Source organism: Litchfieldia salsa (genome assembly GCF_900104555.1).
GTDB lineage: Bacteria > Bacillota > Bacilli > Bacillales > Bacillaceae_L > Litchfieldia > Litchfieldia salsa.
On record NZ_FNJU01000017.1, the window covers coordinates 39,669 to 62,546 of the forward strand.

Sequence of the window (22,878 nt, forward strand, 5' to 3'; positions counted from 1 at the left end):
GTTTGTAATGAAAGGAATTATATTAGCTGGTGGTAGTGGGACAAGATTATACCCTCTTACAAAAGTTGTATCTAAACAATTACTACCTGTATATGATAAACCAATGATTTTTTACCCAATATCAGTATTAATGCTAGCGGGAATTAAAGATATTTTAATCATTTCTACGCCACAGGATATTGGGCGTTTTGAACAAATTCTAGGAGATGGATCAGATCTTGGACTTAACTTTTCTTATAAAGTACAACCAGATCCAGGTGGACTAGCTCAAGCATTTATCATCGGGGAAGAGTTTATAGGAAATGATGATGTTGCACTTGTACTTGGCGACAATATCTTTTATGGGCATGGTCTTACAGAATTACTAAATAAAGCTGCCTCTCGCCCAAATGGAGCGACTGTTTTTGGTTATTATGTAAATGATCCAGAACGTTTCGGCGTAGTTGAATTCGATGAAAATGGCAAGGCTGTTTCGATAGAAGAAAAACCGAAGACGCCTAAATCAAACTATGCTGTTACAGGCTTATATTTCTATGACAATCGAGTAATCGAGATTGCTAAAAATATTAAACCATCAGATCGTGGTGAGTTAGAAATCACGGATATTAATAAAAAATACTTAGAATTGGGCGAGCTTAATGTAGAATTACTTGGGCGTGGTTTTGCATGGTTAGATACAGGAACACATGAATCATTACTAGAAGCTTCTCAATTTATTGAAACGGTCGAGAAACGTCAATCTTTAAAAATTGCTTGTCTAGAAGAAATCGCCTATAAAAAAGGGTACATAACAAAAGAGAAGCTATTAACACTTGCTGAACCTTTAATGAAAAATCAATATGGACAATATCTAGTGAAAGTAGCAAGCCAAGAGCGAATATTCTAAGGGGGAAAATGATAAATGAACGTTATTGATACAAAACTTTCAGGTGTAAAGATTTTAGAACCTAAAGTATTCGGTGATCACCGTGGATATTTTATGGAAAGTTATAATAAAGCATTGTTTGATGAGCATGGATTAAACTATGAGTTTATTCAAGATAACCAATCATTATCAAGCCAAGTTGGAACTTTAAGAGGATTGCATTTCCAACTTAATCCAAAAGCACAAACGAAACTTGTTCGATGCATTACAGGAGCGATTTATGATGTGGCTGTAGATATAAGAGAGGGTTCTCCTACATATGGTCAATGGGTTGGTGTGATTTTAAGCGAACATAATAAGCGTCAGCTTCTTGTTCCAAAAGGATTTGCTCATGGTTTTTGCACAATTGTGCCAGATACTACAGTTGCCTATAAAGTGGATGAATACTATTCTCCAGAACAAGATGGTGGAATTGCTTGGAATGATCCGGCTCTAGGAATTGATTGGCCAACGGATCATCCAGTGCTCTCAGAGAAAGATAAGCATCATCCAACATTAGCAGAGTCAAAACTTAATTTTGTGTACGAGAAATAGGAGGAAACAATATGAAGTTACTAGTTACAGGAGGCGCAGGTTTTATTGGAAGTAATTTTGTGCGCTATATGGTTAAAAAATATCCTAATTATCAAATCGTTAATTTAGATCTTGTTACATACGCAGGAAATCTTGAAAATCTTAAGGATATTGAAAATGAGCCCAACTATACGTTTGTTCAAGGCAATATTGCAGATCGTGAGTTTATCGATCGTTTATTTGAGAAAGAACAATTTGATTATGTGTTAAATTTTGCTGCTGAATCACATGTAGACCGCAGTATTACAAATCCAGAAATATTTGTAGAGACGAATGTTATTGGAACACAAGTGTTGTTAGATGCATCTAAGAAGATTGCTGTTAAAAAGTATCTTCAAGTAAGTACTGATGAAGTATATGGTACTCTAGGTGAAACAGGCTATTTTACAGAAGAAACGCCATTAGCGCCTAACAGTCCATATAGTGCTAGTAAAGCAGGTGGGGATTTATTAGTAAGAGCATATCATGAGACATTTGATTTGCCTGTTAATATCACTAGATGCTCAAATAATTATGGTCCATTTCACTTTCCAGAAAAGCTTATTCCGTTAATGATTATCAATGCTTTAAATGACAAAGAGCTACCTGTTTATGGTGACGGATTGAATATCCGTGATTGGCTTCATGTAGAAGATCATTGCCAAGCAATTGACCTTGTTCTTCACAAAGGTCGAAACGGTGAAGTGTACAATGTGGGCGGAAACAATGAACGTACAAATGTGGAAATCGTAAAAACAATTTTAGCTCAATTAGGTAAGCCTGAGTCTCTTATTAAATATGTAAAGGATCGTCCAGGTCATGACCGCCGTTATGCAATTGATGCAACAAAACTAACGACTGAACTTGGTTGGGCACCTAAATATACTTTTGATACAGGAATTGAACAAACCATTCAATGGTATTTAAATAACCAAGAATGGTGGGAGAATATCATTTCTGGAGAGTACCAAGACTACTTCAAGTCCCAATATGCGGATAGATTAGAGGTAGAGTAATGATCGTACTTGTAACTGGTGTGCGAGGTCAACTAGGGCATGATGTTGTAAAGTCACTTGGATCAAGAAACCATGAAGTGCATGGAGTGGAACGTGAGCAATTAGATATAACGAATGAGGCAGATGTCAAATCGTTAATTGCTGAAATAAAACCAGACGCAATCATCCATTGTGCAGCATATACGAATGTGGATGGTGCCGAACAAGATAAAGACACGGCTTACGAAGTAAATGCATTAGGTGCAAAGTATTTAGCACAAGCAGCAAAAAGTGTAGATGCTAAAATGGTCTATGTTAGTACTGATTATGTATTCAATGGAACGGCTGAAACACCTTATAAAGTTGATGAGCCTACCAACCCGTTAGGTGTATATGGTGAAACAAAGCTTGCTGGTGAAGAATTTACTAGTGAGATCCTTGATAAATTCTTTATCGTCCGTACGGCATGGGTATTTGGCATAAATGGCAATAATTTTGTAAAAACAATGCTGAAGCTTGGAAAAGAACGCGGTGAATTAGGAGTTGTTCATGATCAAATTGGATCACCAACTTATACAGTTGATTTAGCGAACTTTTTAGTAGAATTAGTTGAGTCAGATAAGTATGGTATCTATCATGCCACAAACGATGGTGTTTGTTCATGGTTTGATTTTGCAGAGGAGATCTTCAAGCAAGCTGGCCTTGAGGTTAAGGTTAACCCTTTAACAACAGAGCAGTTTCCAAGACCAGCTGCAAGACCAAAATATTCTGTCCTAGATAAAACAAAGATTACCGAACAGAACTTTACACCGCTAAGAGATTGGAAAGAAGCATTAGCAAGCTATTTAAAAGAGTTATCATAAAGACAGAAAAACTGACACAGAACCTGTGTCAGTTTTTTTGTTGGGATGGTAGGTTACAGAATGAATGAGCAAGGTGCTTGAGCTTTTCTATGATTTGGCTTGTTGCTAAATATAAGGTATATTTGTAATAATATTTACTTTAAATTTACATAGGGGGAAGCTAATGAGGGTACAAAAGATAAGAGAGTGGTTTTTACTCATTATCATTAATTCAATTACTGCATTTATCATATTGTTTTTATATAAATGGATGACTAGTGGATTTAGGGTCGATTCCATATTTGAATGGATTCATATTTATACGAAAAGATTTACGATTATTTATTTTACAGTATTCACCAGCTTATTATTATCAAGTAGATTTCAACAAAAAGTATTAGCGAAAATAAAAGTAGACCATCCAAAGGTCGTTAGTGTTTTGAAATACCTTTATATTTTCACCTTATCTATCGTCTTTTCTTTTATCGTTGGGTTTTATCTTCAATACTTCCAAAAGCTTGGTTCAATGACTGAAACCTTTCAATGGATTCAAGACGATACGAGAAAATTTTTAGTGGGAGTATTGTTTATTTGGTTTCTCTATCTTCTCTGCTATGCAATCATTGGTGAGATTTATAGTAGTACGTTAATTACTTCGATTTTTCTATTAACAATAGGATATGCGCATTATAACAAGCTTTCTTTACGAAGTGAGCCTTTATATCCTTCCGATTTTAAACAAATGATCCAACTCCAAGAAGTGATTCCAATGATAGCGGGTTATCTATCAATGACCATCATCTTCGTGTTCGGTATACTAATCGTTCTATTTTTCATCCTTCTTAAATATTTACCGAGAGTATCGGTATCATACTGGGGACGAGGTATTCTTCTAATTGTTATGGTGGCTATGATCTATTCAATGACTTTTTTCCCGAAGACATTTATGAAGGAGTTTATTAAAGAGTCTAATATTACCATTGTTTTATGGAATCAACTATCAAACTATAACCATAATGGATTTGTATTTGGATTTATCTCAAATTTGCAGTCAGGTAATTTTCCAAAGCCAGAAAACTATAGTAAAGAGCGAATCATAGAAATTGCAGAGAAATATCAAAATCAAAATCAAGCAAGTGATATTGGACCACTTTCATCAGAGAAGTCACCTAATATTGTTTATATCATGAGCGAATCATTTTGGGATCCATCGAAATTAGCGAATGAAAACGTTGAATTTAGTGAAGACCCTTTAGAAACCATTAGGGCATTAAGTGAAGAGAAGCCTTCAGGACAAATACTCTCACCTGCTTTTGGTGGTGCGACAGCAAATGTTGAATTTGAGGCGCTAACAGGCTTTTCAGTTTCTTTTCTGAAAAGAGGGTCTGTCCCTTATCAAGAAATGATTGATAAAAAATCGTTTGTGCCAAGTATCGTTAGTGACTTGAAGAACAAAGGGTATGGTGCACTTGCTATCCATCCTTTTAATCGTGTATTTTACAAACGAAATGTGGTTTTTGATGTTTTTGGCTTTGATCAATTCTTAGATGTGGAAACAATGAACTATCAAGAAAGAGCTGGAACATCAGGGTCGGTCATTTCAGATGAATCTGTCTCAAAAGAGATCCTTGCTTCTTTGAGAGAGTCTGAAGAACCCATGTTTATTCACACCATCACCATGCAAAATCATATGCCATACAATCAAGGAGCATATGAGGAAAATAAAATTAAAATATCAGGATTATCTGAGGAGTCTACTAAAACACTAGAGGTCTTTACAGAGGGAATAAGACAGTCTGACGAGGCATTAAAATACTTAGTGCAGGAATTAGAAGAACTAAGTGAGCCTACAATGGTTGTTTTCTGGGGGGATCATTTACCTATATTAGGACAAGATCAAGGAATCTATAAAGAAGCAGGTTTTGGAGATGAAGATCCAAACCGAAATATGATTGCATTTTCAGAAACACCACTGCTGATTTATTCGAATTTTGAAATTGAGAATAAAAGTTTAAATACGATGAGTCCGTTTTATCTCGGTCCTATTACCTATGAATTAGCAGGCATGGAAAAACCAGCATTTTATACTTTTTTAGATCATCTAAGAGATCATTTTCCAGCAATCAAAGATCAAGTGAAGATAAACAATCAGAATGAAATTGTTGAAAAAGGTACAGCGGAACAAGAAGAGCTATTGGAAGAATATAAATTAATTCAGTATGACTTACTGGTAGGGAAGCAATATAGTCTTCCGTACCTCTTTGATAGTAACTAACAAGAAGAGCATAAATTATTATGCTCTTTTTTCAAAACACCAAATACTTATAAGATTAATTGATTGGAACGGAAGGTGCGAGACTCCTGCGGGATGTGCAGACAGAATGAGACCCCACAGGAGCTTGCGACGAGGAGGCTCATCGGCTGCCCCGCGGAAAGATCGCACCTGGAGTGGAAATCATCTACCATATCTCGGGTCAAAATTACTATTATGAAACTTTTTCCTAAGTAAATCGTCTAATAGTAGGATATTTCCTTTCCAGAGGGTAGGAAAAAAAACTCTTCCCAATAACCCTTTATTAAAGTATTATTACCTAAGTGTTGAAAATATAGGATTTTCATGAATAATTACGGTGAAATCTGATTAAAAAATAAATTAGTTCTTAAAATAAATTCACTGTGATATAATCCATATAGTATTTGAACATATTGTCCACGTTATACATCGTCAAACTAATTTAAACAAAAAAAAATTTACACTTATTCTTATAAGAAAAAAGGTAAAAGATATTCATATGGAGGGGCCATATATGTTTTACGCAGTTTTAGCTTTATGTTTTCTGTTAGGGTTATTTTTAACACCTCTCGTTAAGAAATTGGCTTTCCAAATAGGTGCGACAGACAAACCTAATCAACGAAAAGTACATGCAAAGGTTATGCCACGATTAGGCGGCCTAGCTATATTTTTAAGTTTTATTTTTGGAGTAATTGTATTACAACCAGGGGATAACTATCAGTTACCTATTCTGCTTCAGAGTAAAACAATTCATGTGTCGATTATTATTGGAAGCATCATTATCATTTTGACAGGAATTTTTGATGATGTGAAGGAAATTTCTCCAAAGATAAAATTACTAGGTCAAGTTGCTGCAGCGTTTGTAGTAGTTGTTATTGGTGATATGCAGGTTGAATTCGTTAACTTACCATTTGGAGGTCAAATTGACTTTGGAATTCTTAGTATTCCATTTACGATGTTATGGATTATTGGGATTACAAATGCTATTAACCTAATTGATGGTTTAGATGGATTAGCTGGTGGTGTTTCCACAATTGCTTTACTTTCAATTGCTGGAATGGCATTGCTAATGGGGAATCCATATGTAATGGTTATGGCATTAATTCTTGCCGTATCCACATTAGGATTTCTGGTATTTAACTTTTACCCTGCCAAAATCTTCATGGGAGATACAGGAGCATTATTTTTAGGATTTATGATTGGCGTACTGTCTCTTCTAGGTTTCAAAAACTTAACATTTATTTCATTTGTTATTCCTGTTTTGATCTTAGGGGTACCAATCTCCGATACTGTCTTTGCGATTATACGAAGAGTTGTTAATAAACAGCCTCTATCATCGCCAGACAAATCACATTTACACCATTGTTTATTAAGAATTGGTTATTCTCACAAACAATCGGTTTTACTGATTTATGCAATGAGTGCAGTTTTAAGTTTAGCTGCATTTATGTTCACAATCTCTACTCTTTGGGTTTCAATGATTATTTTACTAGTGATTATTATTGGACTAGAGATTATTGTAGAGAAAATCGGCTTAATTCGAGAAGATTATCGACCATTATTGAACTTAATAAATGGTTTGCGTCCAGAAAACTTAAGAGACAAACTATAAAAGAAAACACCTCAAAACGAGGTGTTTTCTCTTTGATATTATATATCCTGTTCCAAATAAATAACGATTCCCTCGGTTAATTCACATTTACCATTAGTGAGTTCTGTCATCCAATCACAAAATGCTGCAACTTCATCTTCTTTAACGTACACTTCAACTTCAACATCCTCAAGATAGTGAATTTCCTTAATTTCATAAATAGAGGATCTTAAGTCATTTTCAACCTTCCCAAGCCATGTATAGTCAATCTTTGTATGAACGACTTTCATCAGTTTGCGTTCAACGATTCCTGTTGCTAATAGTCCCTCTGATGTAGCCTTACCATATGCACGAATTAAGCCACCAGCTCCTAGTTTGATACCCCCGAAATATCTAGTGACAACAACAACTGTATCTTTAAGTTGCTTCTTTTTAAGAACTTCTAGCATTGGGACTCCAGCAGTTCCACTTGGCTCTCCATCATCATTTGCCTTTTGGATTTGATCATGTTCGCCAATTAAATAGGCAGAACAATTGTGGTTAGCACTACTGTGCTGTTTTTTAATTTGCTGGATAAAGCTTTGTGCTTCAGATTCAGTTGTTACACGATTGATTGATGCGATAAATCGTGATTTTTGTATATTTATTTCATGTTCTCCATTGCCTTTTACTGTATAATAGGAAGAAAGCAAGTTGGAAATACACCTCCATTTACATGAGAAAAGTAAAATTTATACATACTAATAAGATTAAAGGAATGTCTCATTCATTCCCTCATTATAAAACGCTCTATTTCTTACAGCAACCTTAAAGTCTGGGAAAACGAGTTTGAATCTAGAAACTTAATTATTTCATATAGATAAAATCAATTCTGAACTGGAAGTGTTACAATGCCGACAAAAAGAATGATTGATACAAAAATGGTGGATAAAATCGTTGAAAAAATGATTGAAACCGTCGACCATAGCAAAGATGAAATCTTTCTTATAGGAGAACAATCACGACAAGAATTTGAGACATTGGCTGATGAGCTTAAAGAGATTCAGCGTCAGGTACTCACAGTTATCAGTGAAGGGGACAAGCTAGAGGTTCAGGCTAGGCTTGCCCGAAATCGATTGTCAGAGGTAAGTGGTAATTTCAATGAATTCTCTGAGGATCAAATCCGTAGTGCGTATGAAAGGGCACACGGGCTTCAGATGGAATTATCAATGGTCCAACAAAAAGAAAAGCAATTAAGAGAACGAAGAGACGATATTGAAAGACGTCTTCTCGGAGTCCAAGAAACAATTGACAGAGCCGAGCACTTAGTAGGGCAAATTTCTGTTGTCCTAAATTATTTGAATAGCGACATTAAGCAAATGGGTGCAATAATTGAAGACGCAAGACAAAAACAAGAATTTGGCTTAAAGATTATTGAAGCACAAGAAGAAGAACGTAAAAGACTTTCCAGAGAAATCCATGACGGTCCAGCACAGATGCTTGCAAATGTGATGATGCGATCCCAATTAATTGATAAAGTGTTTCGAGAAAGAGGTCCTGAAGAAGGATTTAAGGATATTGCTGACTTAAGAGTCATGGTTCGCTCAGCATTGTATGAGGTTAGAAGAATTATTTATGACTTAAGACCAATGGCACTGGATGACTTAGGGTTAGTACCTACCCTCAAAAAGTACTTAGAGACCATCGAAGAATATAATAATAGTGCAAATATCACGTTTATCAATTTGGGCATTGAAAAAAGATTATTATTGAAATATGAGGTCGCCCTTTTTAGGCTTGTTCAAGAGGCTGTACAAAATGCGTTAAAGCATGCAAATGCAAAAGAAATTTTAGTGAAGGTACAAATTGCAAAAACAAATGTTACCGTCATCGTAAAAGATAATGGGGACGGGTTTGATGTGAAAGAAAAGAAACGTAATTCTTTTGGTCTAATGGGGATGAGAGAACGAGTCGAGCTGCTTGAGGGTCAAATCACCATTGATACGAAAAAAGGCGCAGGAACTGTCATTATGATCCAAGTGCCTATTCAGGATTAAAATATAACTAAAGACATATTGACTACTTATAGTACAGTCGTCAAAATGAAATGGGGAGGCTTGAGCATGAAAACAAGTATTATTATTATTGATGATCACCAACTATTCCGTGAAGGAGTAAAACGAATCTTAGATTTTGAAGCGAGCTTTCAAGTAGTAGCTGAAGGTGATGACGGGGAAGATGCTTTAGGTCTTGTTGAGGAGCATAAGCCAGATGTTGTAATTATGGATATTAATATGCCTACAACAAACGGGATAGAAGCAACGAAAAGATTAATCGAAGCTTACCCTGATACAAAGGTCATTATACTATCCATTCATGATGATGAAAGTTATGTAACTCACGCACTTAAAACAGGTGCAAGTGGTTATTTGTTAAAGGAAATGGATGCTGATTCATTGGTTGAGGCCGTAAAGGTTGTAGCAGAAGGTGGGTCCTATTTGCATCCTAGAGTTACACATAATCTAGTGAAAGAATATCGTCGCCTTGCTTTACATGGGCATGCTAGTCCTGGTTTTGTTCAGGAGGCCGAAATCCGTCGACCATTACATATCCTTACACGCCGTGAATGTGAAGTTCTTCAATTGCTGGCAGATGGCAAGAGTAATCGTGGGGTTGGAGATTCACTTTATATCAGTGAAAAAACAGTTAAAAACCATGTAAGTAATATTTTACAAAAAATGAATGTAAATGACCGTACACAAGCGGTTGTTGTTGCCATTAAAAATGGTTGGGTTGAAGTTCGATAATAATCCAATCATGAAACGAACGTAATCTACTAAACTAAATAAAGTAAGAAATAAATATAGGACAGACTTCCTAATCAAATAGGAAGCTGTGCCTATTTTTTTTTTGTGGAAAATCATATAAGGAATATATCTAGTGAAAAAATTTTCTATTTTAGTGTTTGTCAAATGTATTAAAGCATTTAGATAGGATACGATTAAAAAGGTGAAGAGATCATACTTTACCCAATAGTACATTAACTCTATTTAAAGTGAAATTATAAATGGTCAAAGGAGATGTATTATTGAATCCAATCCAAATGAATATTCAAAGTGAAGAAGATATTGAAAGAGCAATGTTTATCACAAAAAATATTGCAGAAGAACTTGGATATCAATTTAAGAATATCTTACAACTCCAACTAGTAACAGAAGAAGCATGTACAAATGCATATGAACATTGTATTCGAGAAGGGTTTGATTCTTATCAGGTTACTTGGAATATTACTGCGGATTCATTCGAAATCTATGTGACTCAACCAGGTTCTATGTTTCCAATTATACAAAAAGAAGAGGTTATTCTTGGATTAAGAGGAAGAGGTTTAATATTAATGTTTCATATTATGGACAAAGTAGTAGTGAGACAGCAGGGAGAGTACACAGAACTGTATATGGTAAAAGAGAGGGAGGAGTCACTAAGTGAATTCATATAAAAAGAATGATATTCAAATATATAGACCAGAAAATGAAATTACCATTAGAAATCTAGAACGATTCAAAGAAAGAATGAATGAATTCCTAAATCAACAAAAAAGTAGAATCATCCTTGATTTAGAAGAAGTAAACTATCTAAACAGTTCGGCTCTAGGTCTTATTGCTGATACAACTATGAAAGCTAAGGAAATGAATAAAGAACTTGTGATTGTAGAGATTAGTGAGGAGTTAAGAGAAATTTTTGAAATTGTAAAGTTCCATACTTTCATCCCCTTCTTTTCTTCAGTAAATGAGGCAATAAACTACTTTGATTCTAAAGATATCACTGAATAAATAAACAAAAATTACGTTCCTAATCTCCAAAACGAGAGGCCTCACTTAGAAAAAAATTTAAGTTGGAAAATACTTGCCATTCACAAATGTAGAAAATTGTCGATAATAGTAAGAAGGAATGTCTTGATTTTGAGGTGGCTTGTATTGAAAGGACTAAAAATTCTTCTAGAAGATCTAGTAGAGACCTACTATTACTCAATAGGGATAGATTTATTGGTTATCGACAATGAACAAAATATTATGGCTATGAATAAAAATAACAAAGTTAGTCAGTTGAATCATGGTGATTTCATATTTAATATGGTCAATAGCCAAGAATCTCTTGATACGTCGACAGTAGTTAATATCGATGATATACCAGACCAAAATTTTATCATTTCTCCTATTATGTCTGGCCGTAGTGTTTATAAGTATATGTTAGTTGCTGGTCCATTTGCATATCAAGATACATTTGATTTTAGTAAAGTTATGTCGAAAGTGAATGTATTATCAGAGGTTTTAATGGCTTTAATTAATAGTTATGATAAGAAAAAGAATATTGAGGAACGCTCCAAAATACTTAGTGAATTAATGGATTCAAACTTAATAGACAACTCAAACTTGATGATTAAGTTAATGGATGAATGTCATCAACGTCTCTATCACATGGACTTTCTCGGTTATGCGGAAAAAGTTGATCAACATGTATTTACAGTAAAACATATTGTAGGTAGTGAGAATTCTCTTCTTGAAGGTGCTTCCTTTTTTGTAGGTGAGGGCCTTTTAGGACAATGTGCTGCTCTTGGAAAGAAAATGGTCTGGGAAAATCTCGAAGTTTCCACAAGAATCGATTTTTTCAAGAAACATGGCATGAGTCCTAATCACCTATATGCCTTTCCTTTGATAGATGATGGGAAGTGTAGTGGAATCTGGTTTGGTGGGACCAATCGATCTGTAAAAATGTACGAGGAAGACATCGAGCTTGCAGAAGCCTATCTAACCTATGCCATTCTTTCACAAAAATTGATCAGGATGATTAGCAAGGCTAATGATACTAGCAGCTATTATCATTTACTGATGGATTTCTTAGAAGTGATTGCACATAGCGATAATCGGGAGAGCATTATTTACAAGTTATTAGATATTTTTATTTCAGCAAACGTCATTTCGACATTTGGTTTAACGTTGAAAAGTGATAAATTCTATTCTCGTGGTCATTTTACCGATGAAATGATGGACATGCATCAGAAACTCTTAGAAGGTCCAATTAACGATGACGAGTCTCATAGGGAGCTATATACGAATGTCAATGGACTCATCCAACGAAGACTTGTAACAGACAATGTCTTTATCGGGGGGATTACATTCACCTCAGGCCCTGAGGCAATATTCGATGAACTAATAAGAGTGATTGATATTTTAGTTAATATCAGTTTAGACAGGCTTTTTATTTGTGATCACAAAGTTCAACTTTCAAAACCACGAGTTACTATGGAAGAAGACATAAGAAACCAACATGATTACCAAGAAAACGTCATTCAACTCGATCATCATAGTTATACTGGTAAAACCATTGATCTAGAAGATATTGAAAAGGTCAAGGATGTTAAAAGTGTGATCAAGCAGCTACCATTGACTGCTAGAGAACAAGAGGTGTTACACCTCATTCTTGAGGGATTAAATAATCAAGAAGTAGCTGAGGATTTGACCATTAGTATTCATACAGTGAAGAACCATCTTACGAATATCTTCAGAAAGCTGGATGTTGCTGACAGAGTTCAAGCGATGGCAAAAATTTATAAAATTAAGTATAGCTCATAATTTTTATGATGGGCTGGGAGGATGCAGACATATGCAAACTGATTCAATAAAACAACCCTCGTTTGAAACACTTTTTAATGAAATTGTACTCTCAATTAATAGCGTCATTCCGGCTCAACCAACTGTAAATACATCGGAAGCGATTGGTTCAACAGAGATTTCAATTGAATTAGGTGTATCAGTTGGATTTATTGGTGATATGAAAGGAAGTTTATTTCTCAAAGGGGAAAGGGAAACCTTCTCTTCAATCGCAGAACTGTTATATGGGATGAGATTAGATGGTGAAATGCTTACCTCCTTCACAGGTGAAGTAGGGAATATGATTGCTGGTACACTATCAACAAACCTTACTAAATGGTCGTTAAAAACAGATATTACATCACCAGTATTAATGGAAGATGGGGTTTTTAAAGTGGAAGATCAAAATAAAGCCCTTAGTGTCGCGCTCTACTATGAAAATAACGGAACACAACTAGACGCAATCCTCATGTTTTCCAATGAAGCATAATATACTAACAATAACGTAAGTGTCTACACTCATCACCGTGTAAGACACTTTTTTCTTTGGACTTAATGGTCTAGGTTGTGTGGCTCAAATTTGGTGCATGGGGACGGTTCTGACGTCTCATTTCAATGGTGAATAGAGGTGACATAAGTCTAGTTTTGAATATGATTTCCTGAATTAGGTAAACATGTGAACAAACAGGTGCAATTTTGGACATATTCATATAAAATAAGAATGATTAAGATCTATTTTAGAGGCTGTTTTCAATAAGTACTATTTGATTGGAACAGAAGGTGCGAGACTCCTGCGGGACGTGCGGGTCAGATGAGACCCCGCAGGAGCGTAAGTGACGAGGAGGCTCATCGCCTGCCCTGCGGAAAGATCGCCCTGGAGTGTGGAAATCAACTTTTGTGATAGTGGAATAGTAAAAAGTTTTGAAAACAGTTTTTTAAATAATGATTTTTAGATGATAAGTAACATGACACTTTAACATAAGGATGGATAATGATATGAAAACGGCAATTGTAACTGATAGTACAGCTTACATACCGAAAGAGATGCGAGAAAATCTACATATACATATGATTCCTCTTAGTGTTATTTTCGGCGAAGAGGTTTATGCGGAAGAGCAAGATATATCAGCAGCACAATTTTATGAAGAAATGAAAGTGAAAACAGACTTACCAACTACTTCACAACCACCTGTTGGGAAGTTCGTAGAGTTATTTGAAAGTCTAGCTAAGGAATATGATCATATAATCAGTATTCATTTATCTAGCGGAATTAGTGGTACATACCAAGGAGCTGTTACAGCCGGAACAATGGTTGAAGGTATCGAAGTTCACACATTTGATACTGAAATCAGTGCAATTATTCAAGGGTTTTACGTGCTTGAAGCAGCTGAAATGGCGAACGAAGGAAAAGAACCACAAGAAATTATGAGCCGACTTCAGGAGATGAAAAAGTCATCTCGAGCTTATTTCATGGTAGATGACTTAACAAATCTTCAAAAAGGTGGCCGTTTAAGTGGTGCCCAAGCCTTTGTGGGCAGTCTTCTTCAAGTGAAACCAATTCTCCATTTTGTTGACAAGGTGATTGTTCCATTTGAAAAAATACGGACACGAAAAAAAGCAATGAAAAGATTGTTTGAGCTTTTTGATGAAGATGCAAGTAAGGGAGCACCAATGGTGGCTTCCATTATCCATGCTAATCGACCTGAAGAAGCAGAAGAACTTCTGGCTGAAATGAGTGAAAAATATCCTCATGTAGAGTTTATGATTAGCCACTTTGGCCCAGTGGTCGGAACACATCTTGGTGAAGGTGCAATGGGCTTAGGTTGGTATATGAAATAATTGTGTCCAGCGCTGCAAGTGGTTGCAGTGCTGATTTTTTGTTGTAAAATAAGAAATAGAATGGAGGTATATATGAAATTCACCAAAATCAATCAACTACTTGTCCCTAATGTCACAACCCCCTGTGAAAATACATCCTTTATTCCCATAAGTCATTTCCCTGATAAAATCCACACTACACCCCGTAATCCCGGCTTCCACTTCTCAACAGAACTACAAGACTTTCTGCAAGGAAAACAATTACTTTTTGATGATCTTCCATTTCCAATTGAACTTATTCAACAGCATTATGAAAATGGATTTGTAAGCTATCGACCTGGCATAGCATATGGACAAGACCTGTTTTGTAACCGGTGTGGAAATGAGGACAGCTTTCTTTTCTCAGCTTTTCATTGTGCACGCTGTCATTCAGAATGCTTTTATTGTAGAAAATGCATTACAATGGGCAGAATAAGTCAATGTACACCACTAGTATCCTGGATAGGTCCTGAAATTAATATCATAACTCTAGAGCATCCGCTTAAATGGTCTGGACAACTGTCCTTAGCACAGCAGACTGCATCAACCGAAGTTGTTAAAGTAATCAATGAGAATCGTGAAATATTATGTTGGGCGGTTTGTGGTGCTGGAAAAACTGAAGTATTATTTGACGGTATTGCGCAAGCCATTTTAAACGGTAAAAGGGTTTGCCTCGCGACACCCCGAACAGATGTCGTGATCGAACTCGTTCCACGAATGAAAGCAGCATTTCCGCATACAGAAGTAATCGCACTATATGGTGGAAGTGAGGATCGTCACAAGTTTGCTCCCCTCACATTATCGACCACACACCAACTCCTGCGCTTTTACCGGGCCTTTGATGTAGTGATTATCGATGAAGCGGACGCTTTCCCTTATTCATCAGAGCCAATGCTTGAGTACGCAGTCCAACATTCAAAAAAGCCAGATGCTAGCACAGTCTATTTATCTGCCACACCAAGTCCTGCTTGGCAACATGAAGTGAAACAAGGAAAACGTCACGCCATTACCATCCCTGCAAGATATCACAAACGTCCATTGCCTGTTCCAACCTTTAAGTGGTGTGGAAACTGGAGGAAACTACTAAAGAAAAAACAGATTCCCGCGATTCTTACTAAGTGGATTTTGAATCACTTATCCAATCGTAAACAAGCCTTTTTATTTATCCCTCATGTCCACGAAGCAGAAAGCTTAGTTTCTCTCTTGAAGAAACTTGACTCACGTATAACGGCGGTCTATTCAGAAGATCAGAATCGGAAGGAAAAGGTTACCTCTTTTCGTCAAGGAGAGATCCCCATTTTAATCACCACAACCATCCTCGAACGAGGCGTCACCGTTCCTAATATTGATGTCGCAGTCCTTGGTGCTGAGGATGCAATCTTTACCGAAAGCGCACTTGTACAAATAAGTGGCCGTGTTGGTCGGAGTGCAAGCTACCCAACAGGGGATATTACTTTTTTTCATTATGGAAAAACAAAAGCGATGATTGCAGCAAAAACCCATATTGAAGATATGAATAAAGAAGGTTTTAAACGAAATTTACTAATTGGGGAGTGACATTGATTGGCCAACTGTATGATATGCTTTAACTCCTACTCTGAAGTTACATGGAATTCATTGTTCTATTACGGTGATCCTACACCTCTATGTGCTCAATGTTCACACTCACTTGAAAGGATTAAGGGGAAGCTCTGTGAAGACTGTGGGAGACCTTTAGAAAAACTTTCAGAAGAATATATCTTTCAAGATCGTTGCTATGACTGTGTTCGGTGGTCTGAGGACCCGATATGGAAAGATTCCCTCAAAACGAATCGGTCTGTATTTACCTATAATGATTTTATGAAAGAAATCTTATCAACATACAAGTTTAGAGGAGATCATCAACTTAGTCTCTCCTTCAAAAAAGACCTCATTCAAACCTACAAGCAGTATTTTTCCACTTCGATGATGATTGTCCCGATTCCATTAAGTCAAGAACGGCTCTATGAGCGCGGGTTTAACCAATCACTTGTATTTGCTGAATTTCTTGGGCATCCTAAAGAAATCCTTACACGTATTCATCTTGAAAAACAATCCAAAAAGTCCCGAGAGAAAAGAATCGAATCGGATCATGTGTTTAAAATGAAGGAAGAAATGGATTTAAAAGGGAGTCAGATTTTATTGATTGATGACATTTATACAACAGGATCAACGATCAGACATGCTGCACAGATCTTATTATCTTCAGGGGCAGAATCAGTTTCTTCATTAACATTAGTAAGATCTTAAACATTTTGTTAAAATAAACGAAAATAGGACCGATATAAAAAGTAAGATGAATTAAGAGGAGAAATTAACATGTCAGAATTAGCAAACTGTCCTAAATGTGGGACATTATTTATGAAAAATAATATTCGCGCTGTTTGCGATGGTTGTTATAAAGAAGAAGACCTTAAATTTAAAACGGTTCATGAATTTATAAGAAAAAGAGAAAACCGTACAGCAACGATTAAAGAAGTAGTTGCAGCTACAGGTGTTGAAGAGGATTTAATCTATCGCTTTATCCGCACTGGAAAGCTTCAACTCGCACAGTTTCCGAATATGGGATATCCATGTGATAGTTGTAGTACATTAATTCGTGAAGGAAAGCTTTGTAAAAACTGTGCTGGAGGCATACGTAGTCAAATGTCACAGTTGGAAAAGGAGCAAGAACACGCGAAGAAGCTCAAGGAAGCCGAAAAGAAATCAACATTTTACTCTGATCGCTAAACAATTTAGCGGAATTACCGATATATATCATAGATACAAGTACGGAATGGAAAGCGAGGACAGAATGATGAAAATAAATCAAACGAATTTAGCAGGAATTAATCCTTATAAAAAACAAGTAAACAAAGTCGTTCAAACTGAAAAAACAGTAAAAACGGATAAGGTTGAAATTTCTTCAGCTGCAAAGCAATTACAAGAAACATCTGCTGTCACACTAGAACGTCAAGAAAAAATAGATGCCCTTAAGCAACAGGTTCAAAATGGTACTTACAAAGTAGACCCTGAAAAAATAGCGAAAAGCATCGTGAATTATTATTTCAAATCTTAGCCTAAGGATAGGAGGGGAAACGTATGTCAGCAACGAAAATTATCGATCTGTTACGAAAGCTACTCACACTTCATTCGGCACTTCATCAGTTAGCAATGAAAAAAACAGAGATTCTAAAAACTGGTGACATACCTTCCCTTGATGAACATTTGAAAGAAGAGCAGAAATATATCTTAGCGATTCGTCAAATTGAACACGAACGTGTCGAAATCATGCAGGTAGAGTTCCACCGTTTGGGTACTCCTCAAAGTGATCAGACATTAACCAAATATATTGAAACAATTAATGAACCAGAACGAACAAATTTAATTCAACTACAACAAGAATTAGTAGAAAAAATAACTCAATTAAAAACTCAAAATGAACTAAATCAACAATTAACCTCACAATCTTTACAGGTAGTAAATATGACACTTGATACAATCTTACCTAAACCAAAAGAGCTGAATTATGGGAATCCATTAAATGCTCCTCAAGAAAAAAATACACAAAGACGCTCAATGTTTGATTCACAAGCATAGAAGGAATGGAGGAAAAATAGAACATGTCTACATTTTCTGGATTAGAAACTGCCCGCCGTGGGATGGTCACACAACAAAATGCTTTATATACAACAGGACATAATATTTCAAATGCAAATACAGAAGGTTATACACGTCAACGAGTGAATTTCACAGCAACATCTCCATTCCCGAATCCTTCGATTAATCAACCAAAAATAGCGGGCCAAATGGGAACAGGTGTTGAAGCAGGATCTGTTCAACGTGTAAGAGAGAGTTTTCTAGATGTTCAATATCGCTCTGAAAGTAGCAAAATAGGATACTGGGATTCTCGTGCAACCGGGTTAGATAAAATGGAACAAATCATGAACGAACCAAGTGAAAGTGGACTTGCTAAAACAATGGATCGCTTCTGGCAATCACTACAGGACTTAGCAGTAAATCCAGAAGACGCAGGTGCTCGTTCAGTAGTGAGACAGCGTGGGTTAGCGGTATCTGAAACATTTCAATATCTATCAAACTCACTTACAGCTGTCCAAAAGGATCTTGGGAACGAAATCAATGTAAGTGTGAAGTCGATTAATTCAATTGCGAGCCAGATTTCACAGATTAATAAACAGATTTCCGAAGTTGAGCCAAACGGCTATCTTCCTAATGATTTATACGATGAGCGTGACCGTTTACTAGATTCACTTTCTTCCTTCGGTGAGATTAAGATCGAGAATGTAAAAAGCGGTGGAAATGCACTTGCGATTGCAGAAGGTATGGTCAATGTTTCATTCGTTGATAAAAATGGACAATCCATCTCACTTGTTAATGGTTCAGAAGCTAAAATACTTTCAGTTACACCTACTGAAGCTGGTACTGGTGTACCAACAGGACCTATTACAGGTGTTACAGTTGGTGGAGTAAATTTAGACCTTAAAGATAGTGGGAAATTAAAAGGTTTGATTAATTCTTATGGATATGAAGAGGCTGGACAAGTAAAGGGTGTTTTCCCTGACATGCTTGACCAACTTGATCAAATCGCCTATTCATTTGCTACACAGTTTAATGCAGTTCATACACAAGGGTATACATTGGCTAGTTCAACAAGCCCAAGTGAACAAGGAAAGTTGTTTTTTGCTGACCTTGGTGCTAATTATAAAGGTGCTGCCACTAAAATTGGCTTATCAACTGATGTGGAAAACTTGAATAACATAGCGGCATCTACGTCCGTAAATCAAGCAGGTAATGGACAAAATGCTTTAAACCTTGCTGAAGTAAAAAACACAAACTTCTCATCTGTCACACCTCCTGCTGGCAAGACATTCCCGATTACAGCTGGTACGATTCAAGCATTCTATGAATCTATGATTGGTAAAATGGGAGTAGATTCACAGGAAGCAACAAGATTAAAAGACAACTCAAAAGTACTTCGTGATTCAGTTGAAACAAATCGCCAATCAGTTAGTGGTGTTTCTATTGATGAAGAAATGACAAATATGGTTAAATTTCAGCATGCCTACAATGCCTCTGCACGTAATTTAACAGTTATAGATGAAATGCTCGATACGATTATTAACCGTATGGGTCTAGTAGGAAGGTAGGGATTAAACAATGCGCGTAACACAAACAATGTTAAGTAATAATATGTTGAAAAATCTAAGCCAAAGTTACTCTAATATGGGAAAGTTACAGGATCAATTAGCGACTGGAAAGAAAATCACTAAGCCTTCTGATGACCCTGTTGTTGCAATTAAAGGGATGAGATATCGTACAGACCTTACAGAGGTTGAGCAATATCAACGTAACTTATCTGAAGTTTATAACTGGATGGAATCAAGTGATTCAGCTTTAGATGATATGACCAATGCATTACAGCGTGTGAGAGAATTGACTGTTCAGGCGAGTAATGGGACAAATAGTCCTGATGATTTAAAGAGTATCGCTGTTGAGGTTAAACAGATAAAAGAGCATATTGCTAATATATCGAATACAAAGGTTGGGAATAAATATTTGTTCAATGGTAGTAACACAACAGTTGCTCCAATCGATCTTGCAAATGGAAAAATAGCACCAGATAATAATAACCAGGTTCTCATTACGGTATCTAAGGGTGTCAATTTGAATACGAACGTAGATGGCACTCAATTGTTTACTGGATCGGGAAGTAATCTATTTGAAGACCTCGAAAATTTAGTAAATGCAATGGAAACAGGTAGCGGAGATATTGATAACTTTTTAACTACATTAGATTCGCATGCATCAAATGTTACTGCAGTACGTGCAGACTTAGGGGCAAGATATAATCGTGTAGAGTTAATTGATGATCGCTTAAGTCAGCAATCTGTAATTGCAACGAAAATCATTTCGGATAATGAAGATGCTGAACTTGAAAAGGTAATTATTGATCTAACTACACAGGAAAGTGTTCACAGAGCAGCACTTGGAGTAGGGTCACGTATTATACAGCCTTCACTTTTGGACTTTTTACGCTAAGAGCTATCTATCTAATGGATAGCTTTTTTTACTAGGTTGTTTTCGTAAACTTTGTTGCTACTTAATCTAGGTTTGTTGATTTGCACTCCAGGTGTGTGCTTTCCGCGGGGCAGGTGATGAGCCTTCTCGTCGCTATGCTCCTGTGGGGTCTCATCCTCCCTGCGCATCCCGCAGGAGTCACACACCTTACGCACCAATCAACCGCTTAATCTTAAGTTAATAAAGTAAAAACGTTATCAATCTTTCAGAAAAATTACTTTTACTCTTACAGGAGGTGGAGAAGTTGAATTTTCCACAAATAAGACTTGAATCGCAATATGCAAAATTACAATTAAAAACAAATCATGCCAAATTAGATATTCAAAGTAAACCAGCAGATATGACAATTGAGCAACCGAAAGCAGAGTTACATATTGAACGAACACCTTCGAAACTTTCGATTGATCAAACAGAAGCATGGGCGGACATGGATCTTAAACACATTTCACGGCGAATTTCCGAAGAAGCACAAAAAGGAAAAAGTGATGTATTAGCGGGCATAGCAAGAAGAGCACAAGAAGGTAATGATATTATGAAGATTGAGAATAAGAGTAATCCAATGCCTCAGCATGCGAAGGTGAATAGTCAAAAGCCTTGGAAGGAGTTTAATATTGGTTGGATTCCATCACACTTCAGTGTGAAAACCAGCTATACACCAAGTAAAGTTGAGATTGATTGGAAGGTTAACAAACCAATTATTAATGTGCAAACAAACAAGCCTATTGTAGAGTACACACCAGGAAATGTCGACATCGAATTAGCTCAAAGAGAATCGTTGAAGATAGACTTTGTTAATTTGAAGCATGTTGGTATAAACTATGAACAGGAAATATAATAGTAAGGTTGTGAAGGTATGAAAGTAAATACTAAATACCATGGAGAAGTAGAAGTTGCCAAAGAGGAACTTATCACCTTCGAGCATGGAATCCCAGGATTTATTGACGAAAAATCATTTGTGTTACTACCTTTCTCAGATGATAGTCTGTTTCTGATTCTTCAATCGATTAACACAGCTAGTTTGGGGTTTGTCTTAACAAGTCCATTTACCTTTTTTAAAGAGTATGATATTGAACTACCTGAGCATATTGTAGATGATTTACAGATTAAAACAGAACAAGATGTTGTGATTTACTCAATATTAACGGTCCAAGATCCATTTGAAAAAACAACAGCAAATCTCCAAGCACCAGTTATTGTTAATACGGCAAAGAACCTTGGGAAGCAAGTGATTTTAAACGACACCAACTATACAACCAGACATCAGCTAATCCAAGAAAAGGTCCGATAGGAGGGTGAGAGATGCTTGTTTTAAGTAGAAAAACAAATGAATCAATCCAAATTGGTGATAATATTGAAATTACAGTTCTTTCCGTTTCAGGTGATCAAGTAAAGATTGGGATAAACGCCCCGAAGAATATAGAAATCCACCGAAAAGAAGTATATATAACGATACAAAATGAAAATAATCAAGCAACTCAATCTTCTGTTGATTTATTAAGACTATTAAATACATCTATAAAGAGAGAATCCTGACAACCTGTTGGGATTTTTTTATTTTCTTTATTAGAACTAGTAGTAGATATTTAACGAATACTAATCAAAGAAAAAATAAAAAAATCTCTAAAACTATTAAACACTTTTCTAATCATTCCGATATACATTTTGTAAGGCAAATGGTTGATAAGGCGGCCGACTTTAAAGACCATTTGCTTGTAGATTAAAAACTCCACAAGGATGTGGAGTCAAAAAACAACCTAATTTCAAGGAGGAAATATTAAAATGAGAATTAATCACAATATCGCAGCTCTTAATACACACCGTCAATTAACAACAGCTTCAAGAGCACAAGCTAAATCAATGGAGAAATTATCTTCAGGTTTACGTATCAACCGTGCAGGAGACGACGCAGCAGGACTTGCAATCTCAGAAAAAATGCGTGGACAAGTTCGTGGATTAGAGCAAGCTTCTCGTAATGCTCAAGATGGAATTTCTTTAATGCAAACAGCTGAAGGTGCATTAAATGAAACACATTCAATTTTACAACGTATGCGTGAATTAGCAGTTCAATCTTCCAACGATACGAACGTAACTTCTGATCGT

25 protein-coding genes are annotated in these 22,878 nt (G+C 36.1%); 24 read left to right on the top strand and 1 reads right to left on the bottom strand.

Going from position 1 to position 22,878, the window contains the following annotated elements:
• Window positions 1-7: 7 nt before the first annotated feature.
• The 6 genes from rfbA (at window position 8) to BLQ56_RS20865 (ending at window position 7,219) form a co-directional block, all read left to right on the top strand.
• Window positions 8-886 carry a glucose-1-phosphate thymidylyltransferase RfbA gene (gene rfbA / locus BLQ56_RS20840; RefSeq protein WP_090859218.1) on the top strand — a complete coding sequence of 293 codons (879 nt, stop codon included), beginning with the start codon at window positions 8-10 and terminating at the stop codon, window positions 884-886.
• Window positions 887-901: 15 nt separating this feature from the next.
• Window positions 902-1,459 carry a dTDP-4-dehydrorhamnose 3,5-epimerase gene (rfbC, locus tag BLQ56_RS20845; RefSeq protein ID WP_090859220.1) on the top strand — a complete coding sequence of 186 codons (558 nt, stop codon included), beginning with the start codon at window positions 902-904 and terminating at the stop codon, window positions 1,457-1,459.
• Window positions 1,460-1,470: 11 nt separating this feature from the next.
• Window positions 1,471-2,493, top strand: coding sequence for a dTDP-glucose 4,6-dehydratase (gene rfbB / locus BLQ56_RS20850; protein ID WP_090859222.1), 1,023 nt, complete (start codon window positions 1,471-1,473; stop codon window positions 2,491-2,493).
• Window positions 2,493-3,335, top strand: a complete 843-nt coding sequence (gene rfbD, locus BLQ56_RS20855) for a dTDP-4-dehydrorhamnose reductase (RefSeq protein WP_090859224.1) — start codon at window positions 2,493-2,495, stop codon at window positions 3,333-3,335. Before rfbB ends, rfbD begins: the two co-directional genes overlap by 1 nt.
• A 163-nt stretch (window positions 3,336-3,498) precedes the next feature.
• Window positions 3,499-5,589 carry an LTA synthase family protein gene (locus BLQ56_RS20860; RefSeq protein WP_090859226.1) on the top strand — a complete coding sequence of 697 codons (2,091 nt, stop codon included), beginning with the start codon at window positions 3,499-3,501 and terminating at the stop codon, window positions 5,587-5,589.
• 532 nt (window positions 5,590-6,121) lie between these two features.
• Complete coding sequence (locus BLQ56_RS20865; protein WP_090859228.1) at window positions 6,122-7,219, top strand: glycosyltransferase family 4 protein; 1,098 nt, start codon at window positions 6,122-6,124, stop codon at window positions 7,217-7,219.
• A 38-nt stretch (window positions 7,220-7,257) separates the two neighbouring features.
• Here the strand turns inward: BLQ56_RS20865 and BLQ56_RS20870 are convergent, their stop codons facing one another.
• Window positions 7,258-7,890, bottom strand: coding sequence for a YigZ family protein (locus BLQ56_RS20870; protein ID WP_090859230.1), 633 nt, complete (start codon window positions 7,888-7,890; stop codon window positions 7,258-7,260).
• Between the two features lie 198 nt (window positions 7,891-8,088).
• Here BLQ56_RS20870 and BLQ56_RS20875 point away from each other — a divergent pair, with 198 nt between their 5' ends.
• The 18 genes from BLQ56_RS20875 to BLQ56_RS20960 form a co-directional block, all read left to right on the top strand.
• On the top strand, window positions 8,089-9,234 hold the full coding sequence (locus BLQ56_RS20875) for a sensor histidine kinase (protein WP_090859232.1): 1,146 nt from the start codon (window positions 8,089-8,091) through the stop codon (window positions 9,232-9,234).
• 66 nt (window positions 9,235-9,300) lie between these two features.
• Window positions 9,301-9,984 (top strand): response regulator, encoded by a 684-nt coding sequence (locus BLQ56_RS20880; RefSeq protein WP_090859234.1) that lies wholly within the window; start codon window positions 9,301-9,303, stop codon window positions 9,982-9,984.
• Window positions 9,985-10,265: 281 nt separating this feature from the next.
• Complete coding sequence (locus tag BLQ56_RS20885; protein ID WP_175490409.1) at window positions 10,266-10,673, top strand: ATP-binding protein; 408 nt, start codon at window positions 10,266-10,268, stop codon at window positions 10,671-10,673.
• Window positions 10,660-11,007: an STAS domain-containing protein gene (locus tag BLQ56_RS20890; RefSeq protein ID WP_090859238.1), complete on the top strand. Its 348-nt coding sequence runs from the start codon at window positions 10,660-10,662 to the stop codon at window positions 11,005-11,007. Before BLQ56_RS20885 ends, BLQ56_RS20890 begins: the two co-directional genes overlap by 14 nt.
• Window positions 11,008-11,151: 144 nt before the next feature.
• A complete protein-coding gene (locus BLQ56_RS24170) occupies window positions 11,152-12,807 on the top strand; it encodes a response regulator transcription factor (protein WP_274380254.1) in 1,656 nt (551 codons plus the stop codon).
• Between the two features lie 31 nt (window positions 12,808-12,838).
• Window positions 12,839-13,315, top strand: coding sequence for a chemotaxis protein CheX (locus tag BLQ56_RS20900; protein ID WP_175490410.1), 477 nt, complete (start codon window positions 12,839-12,841; stop codon window positions 13,313-13,315).
• Window positions 13,316-13,821: 506 nt separating this feature from the next.
• Window positions 13,822-14,664 carry a DegV family protein gene (locus BLQ56_RS20905; RefSeq protein ID WP_090859242.1) on the top strand — a complete coding sequence of 281 codons (843 nt, stop codon included), beginning with the start codon at window positions 13,822-13,824 and terminating at the stop codon, window positions 14,662-14,664.
• A 72-nt stretch (window positions 14,665-14,736) separates the two neighbouring features.
• Window positions 14,737-16,239, top strand: coding sequence for an ATP-dependent helicase ComFA (locus BLQ56_RS20910; protein ID WP_090859244.1), 1,503 nt, complete (start codon window positions 14,737-14,739; stop codon window positions 16,237-16,239).
• Between the two features lie 6 nt (window positions 16,240-16,245).
• Window positions 16,246-16,950 (top strand): ComF family protein, encoded by a 705-nt coding sequence (locus BLQ56_RS20915; RefSeq protein WP_090859246.1) that lies wholly within the window; start codon window positions 16,246-16,248, stop codon window positions 16,948-16,950.
• A gap of 69 nt (window positions 16,951-17,019) precedes the next feature.
• A complete protein-coding gene (locus BLQ56_RS20920) occupies window positions 17,020-17,430 on the top strand; it encodes a TIGR03826 family flagellar region protein (RefSeq protein WP_090859247.1) in 411 nt (136 codons plus the stop codon).
• Between the two features lie 67 nt (window positions 17,431-17,497).
• Window positions 17,498-17,758 carry a flagellar biosynthesis anti-sigma factor FlgM gene (flgM, locus tag BLQ56_RS20925; protein WP_090859249.1) on the top strand — a complete coding sequence of 87 codons (261 nt, stop codon included), beginning with the start codon at window positions 17,498-17,500 and terminating at the stop codon, window positions 17,756-17,758.
• Window positions 17,759-17,781: 23 nt separating this feature from the next.
• Window positions 17,782-18,279 carry a flagellar protein FlgN gene (locus BLQ56_RS20930; protein ID WP_090859251.1) on the top strand — a complete coding sequence of 166 codons (498 nt, stop codon included), beginning with the start codon at window positions 17,782-17,784 and terminating at the stop codon, window positions 18,277-18,279.
• A 23-nt stretch (window positions 18,280-18,302) separates the two neighbouring features.
• Entirely contained in the window at window positions 18,303-19,847 is a 1,545-nt protein-coding gene (flgK, locus tag BLQ56_RS20935; RefSeq protein ID WP_090859253.1) for a flagellar hook-associated protein FlgK, read from the top strand.
• Between the two features lie 10 nt (window positions 19,848-19,857).
• On the top strand, window positions 19,858-20,739 hold the full coding sequence (flgL, locus tag BLQ56_RS20940) for a flagellar hook-associated protein FlgL (protein ID WP_090859255.1): 882 nt from the start codon (window positions 19,858-19,860) through the stop codon (window positions 20,737-20,739).
• Window positions 20,740-21,013: 274 nt separating this feature from the next.
• Window positions 21,014-21,613, top strand: coding sequence for a DUF6470 family protein (locus BLQ56_RS20945; protein ID WP_338011863.1), 600 nt, complete (start codon window positions 21,014-21,016; stop codon window positions 21,611-21,613).
• An 18-nt stretch (window positions 21,614-21,631) separates the two neighbouring features.
• Window positions 21,632-22,066, top strand: a complete 435-nt coding sequence (gene fliW / locus BLQ56_RS20950; RefSeq protein ID WP_090859259.1) for a flagellar assembly protein FliW — start codon at window positions 21,632-21,634, stop codon at window positions 22,064-22,066.
• Between the two features lie 11 nt (window positions 22,067-22,077).
• A complete protein-coding gene (gene csrA, locus BLQ56_RS20955) occupies window positions 22,078-22,311 on the top strand; it encodes a carbon storage regulator CsrA (protein WP_090859261.1) in 234 nt (77 codons plus the stop codon).
• Between the two features lie 246 nt (window positions 22,312-22,557).
• Window positions 22,558-22,878 (top strand): flagellin N-terminal helical domain-containing protein (locus BLQ56_RS20960; protein ID WP_476638781.1); only part of this gene is annotated, 321 nt, incomplete at its 3' end.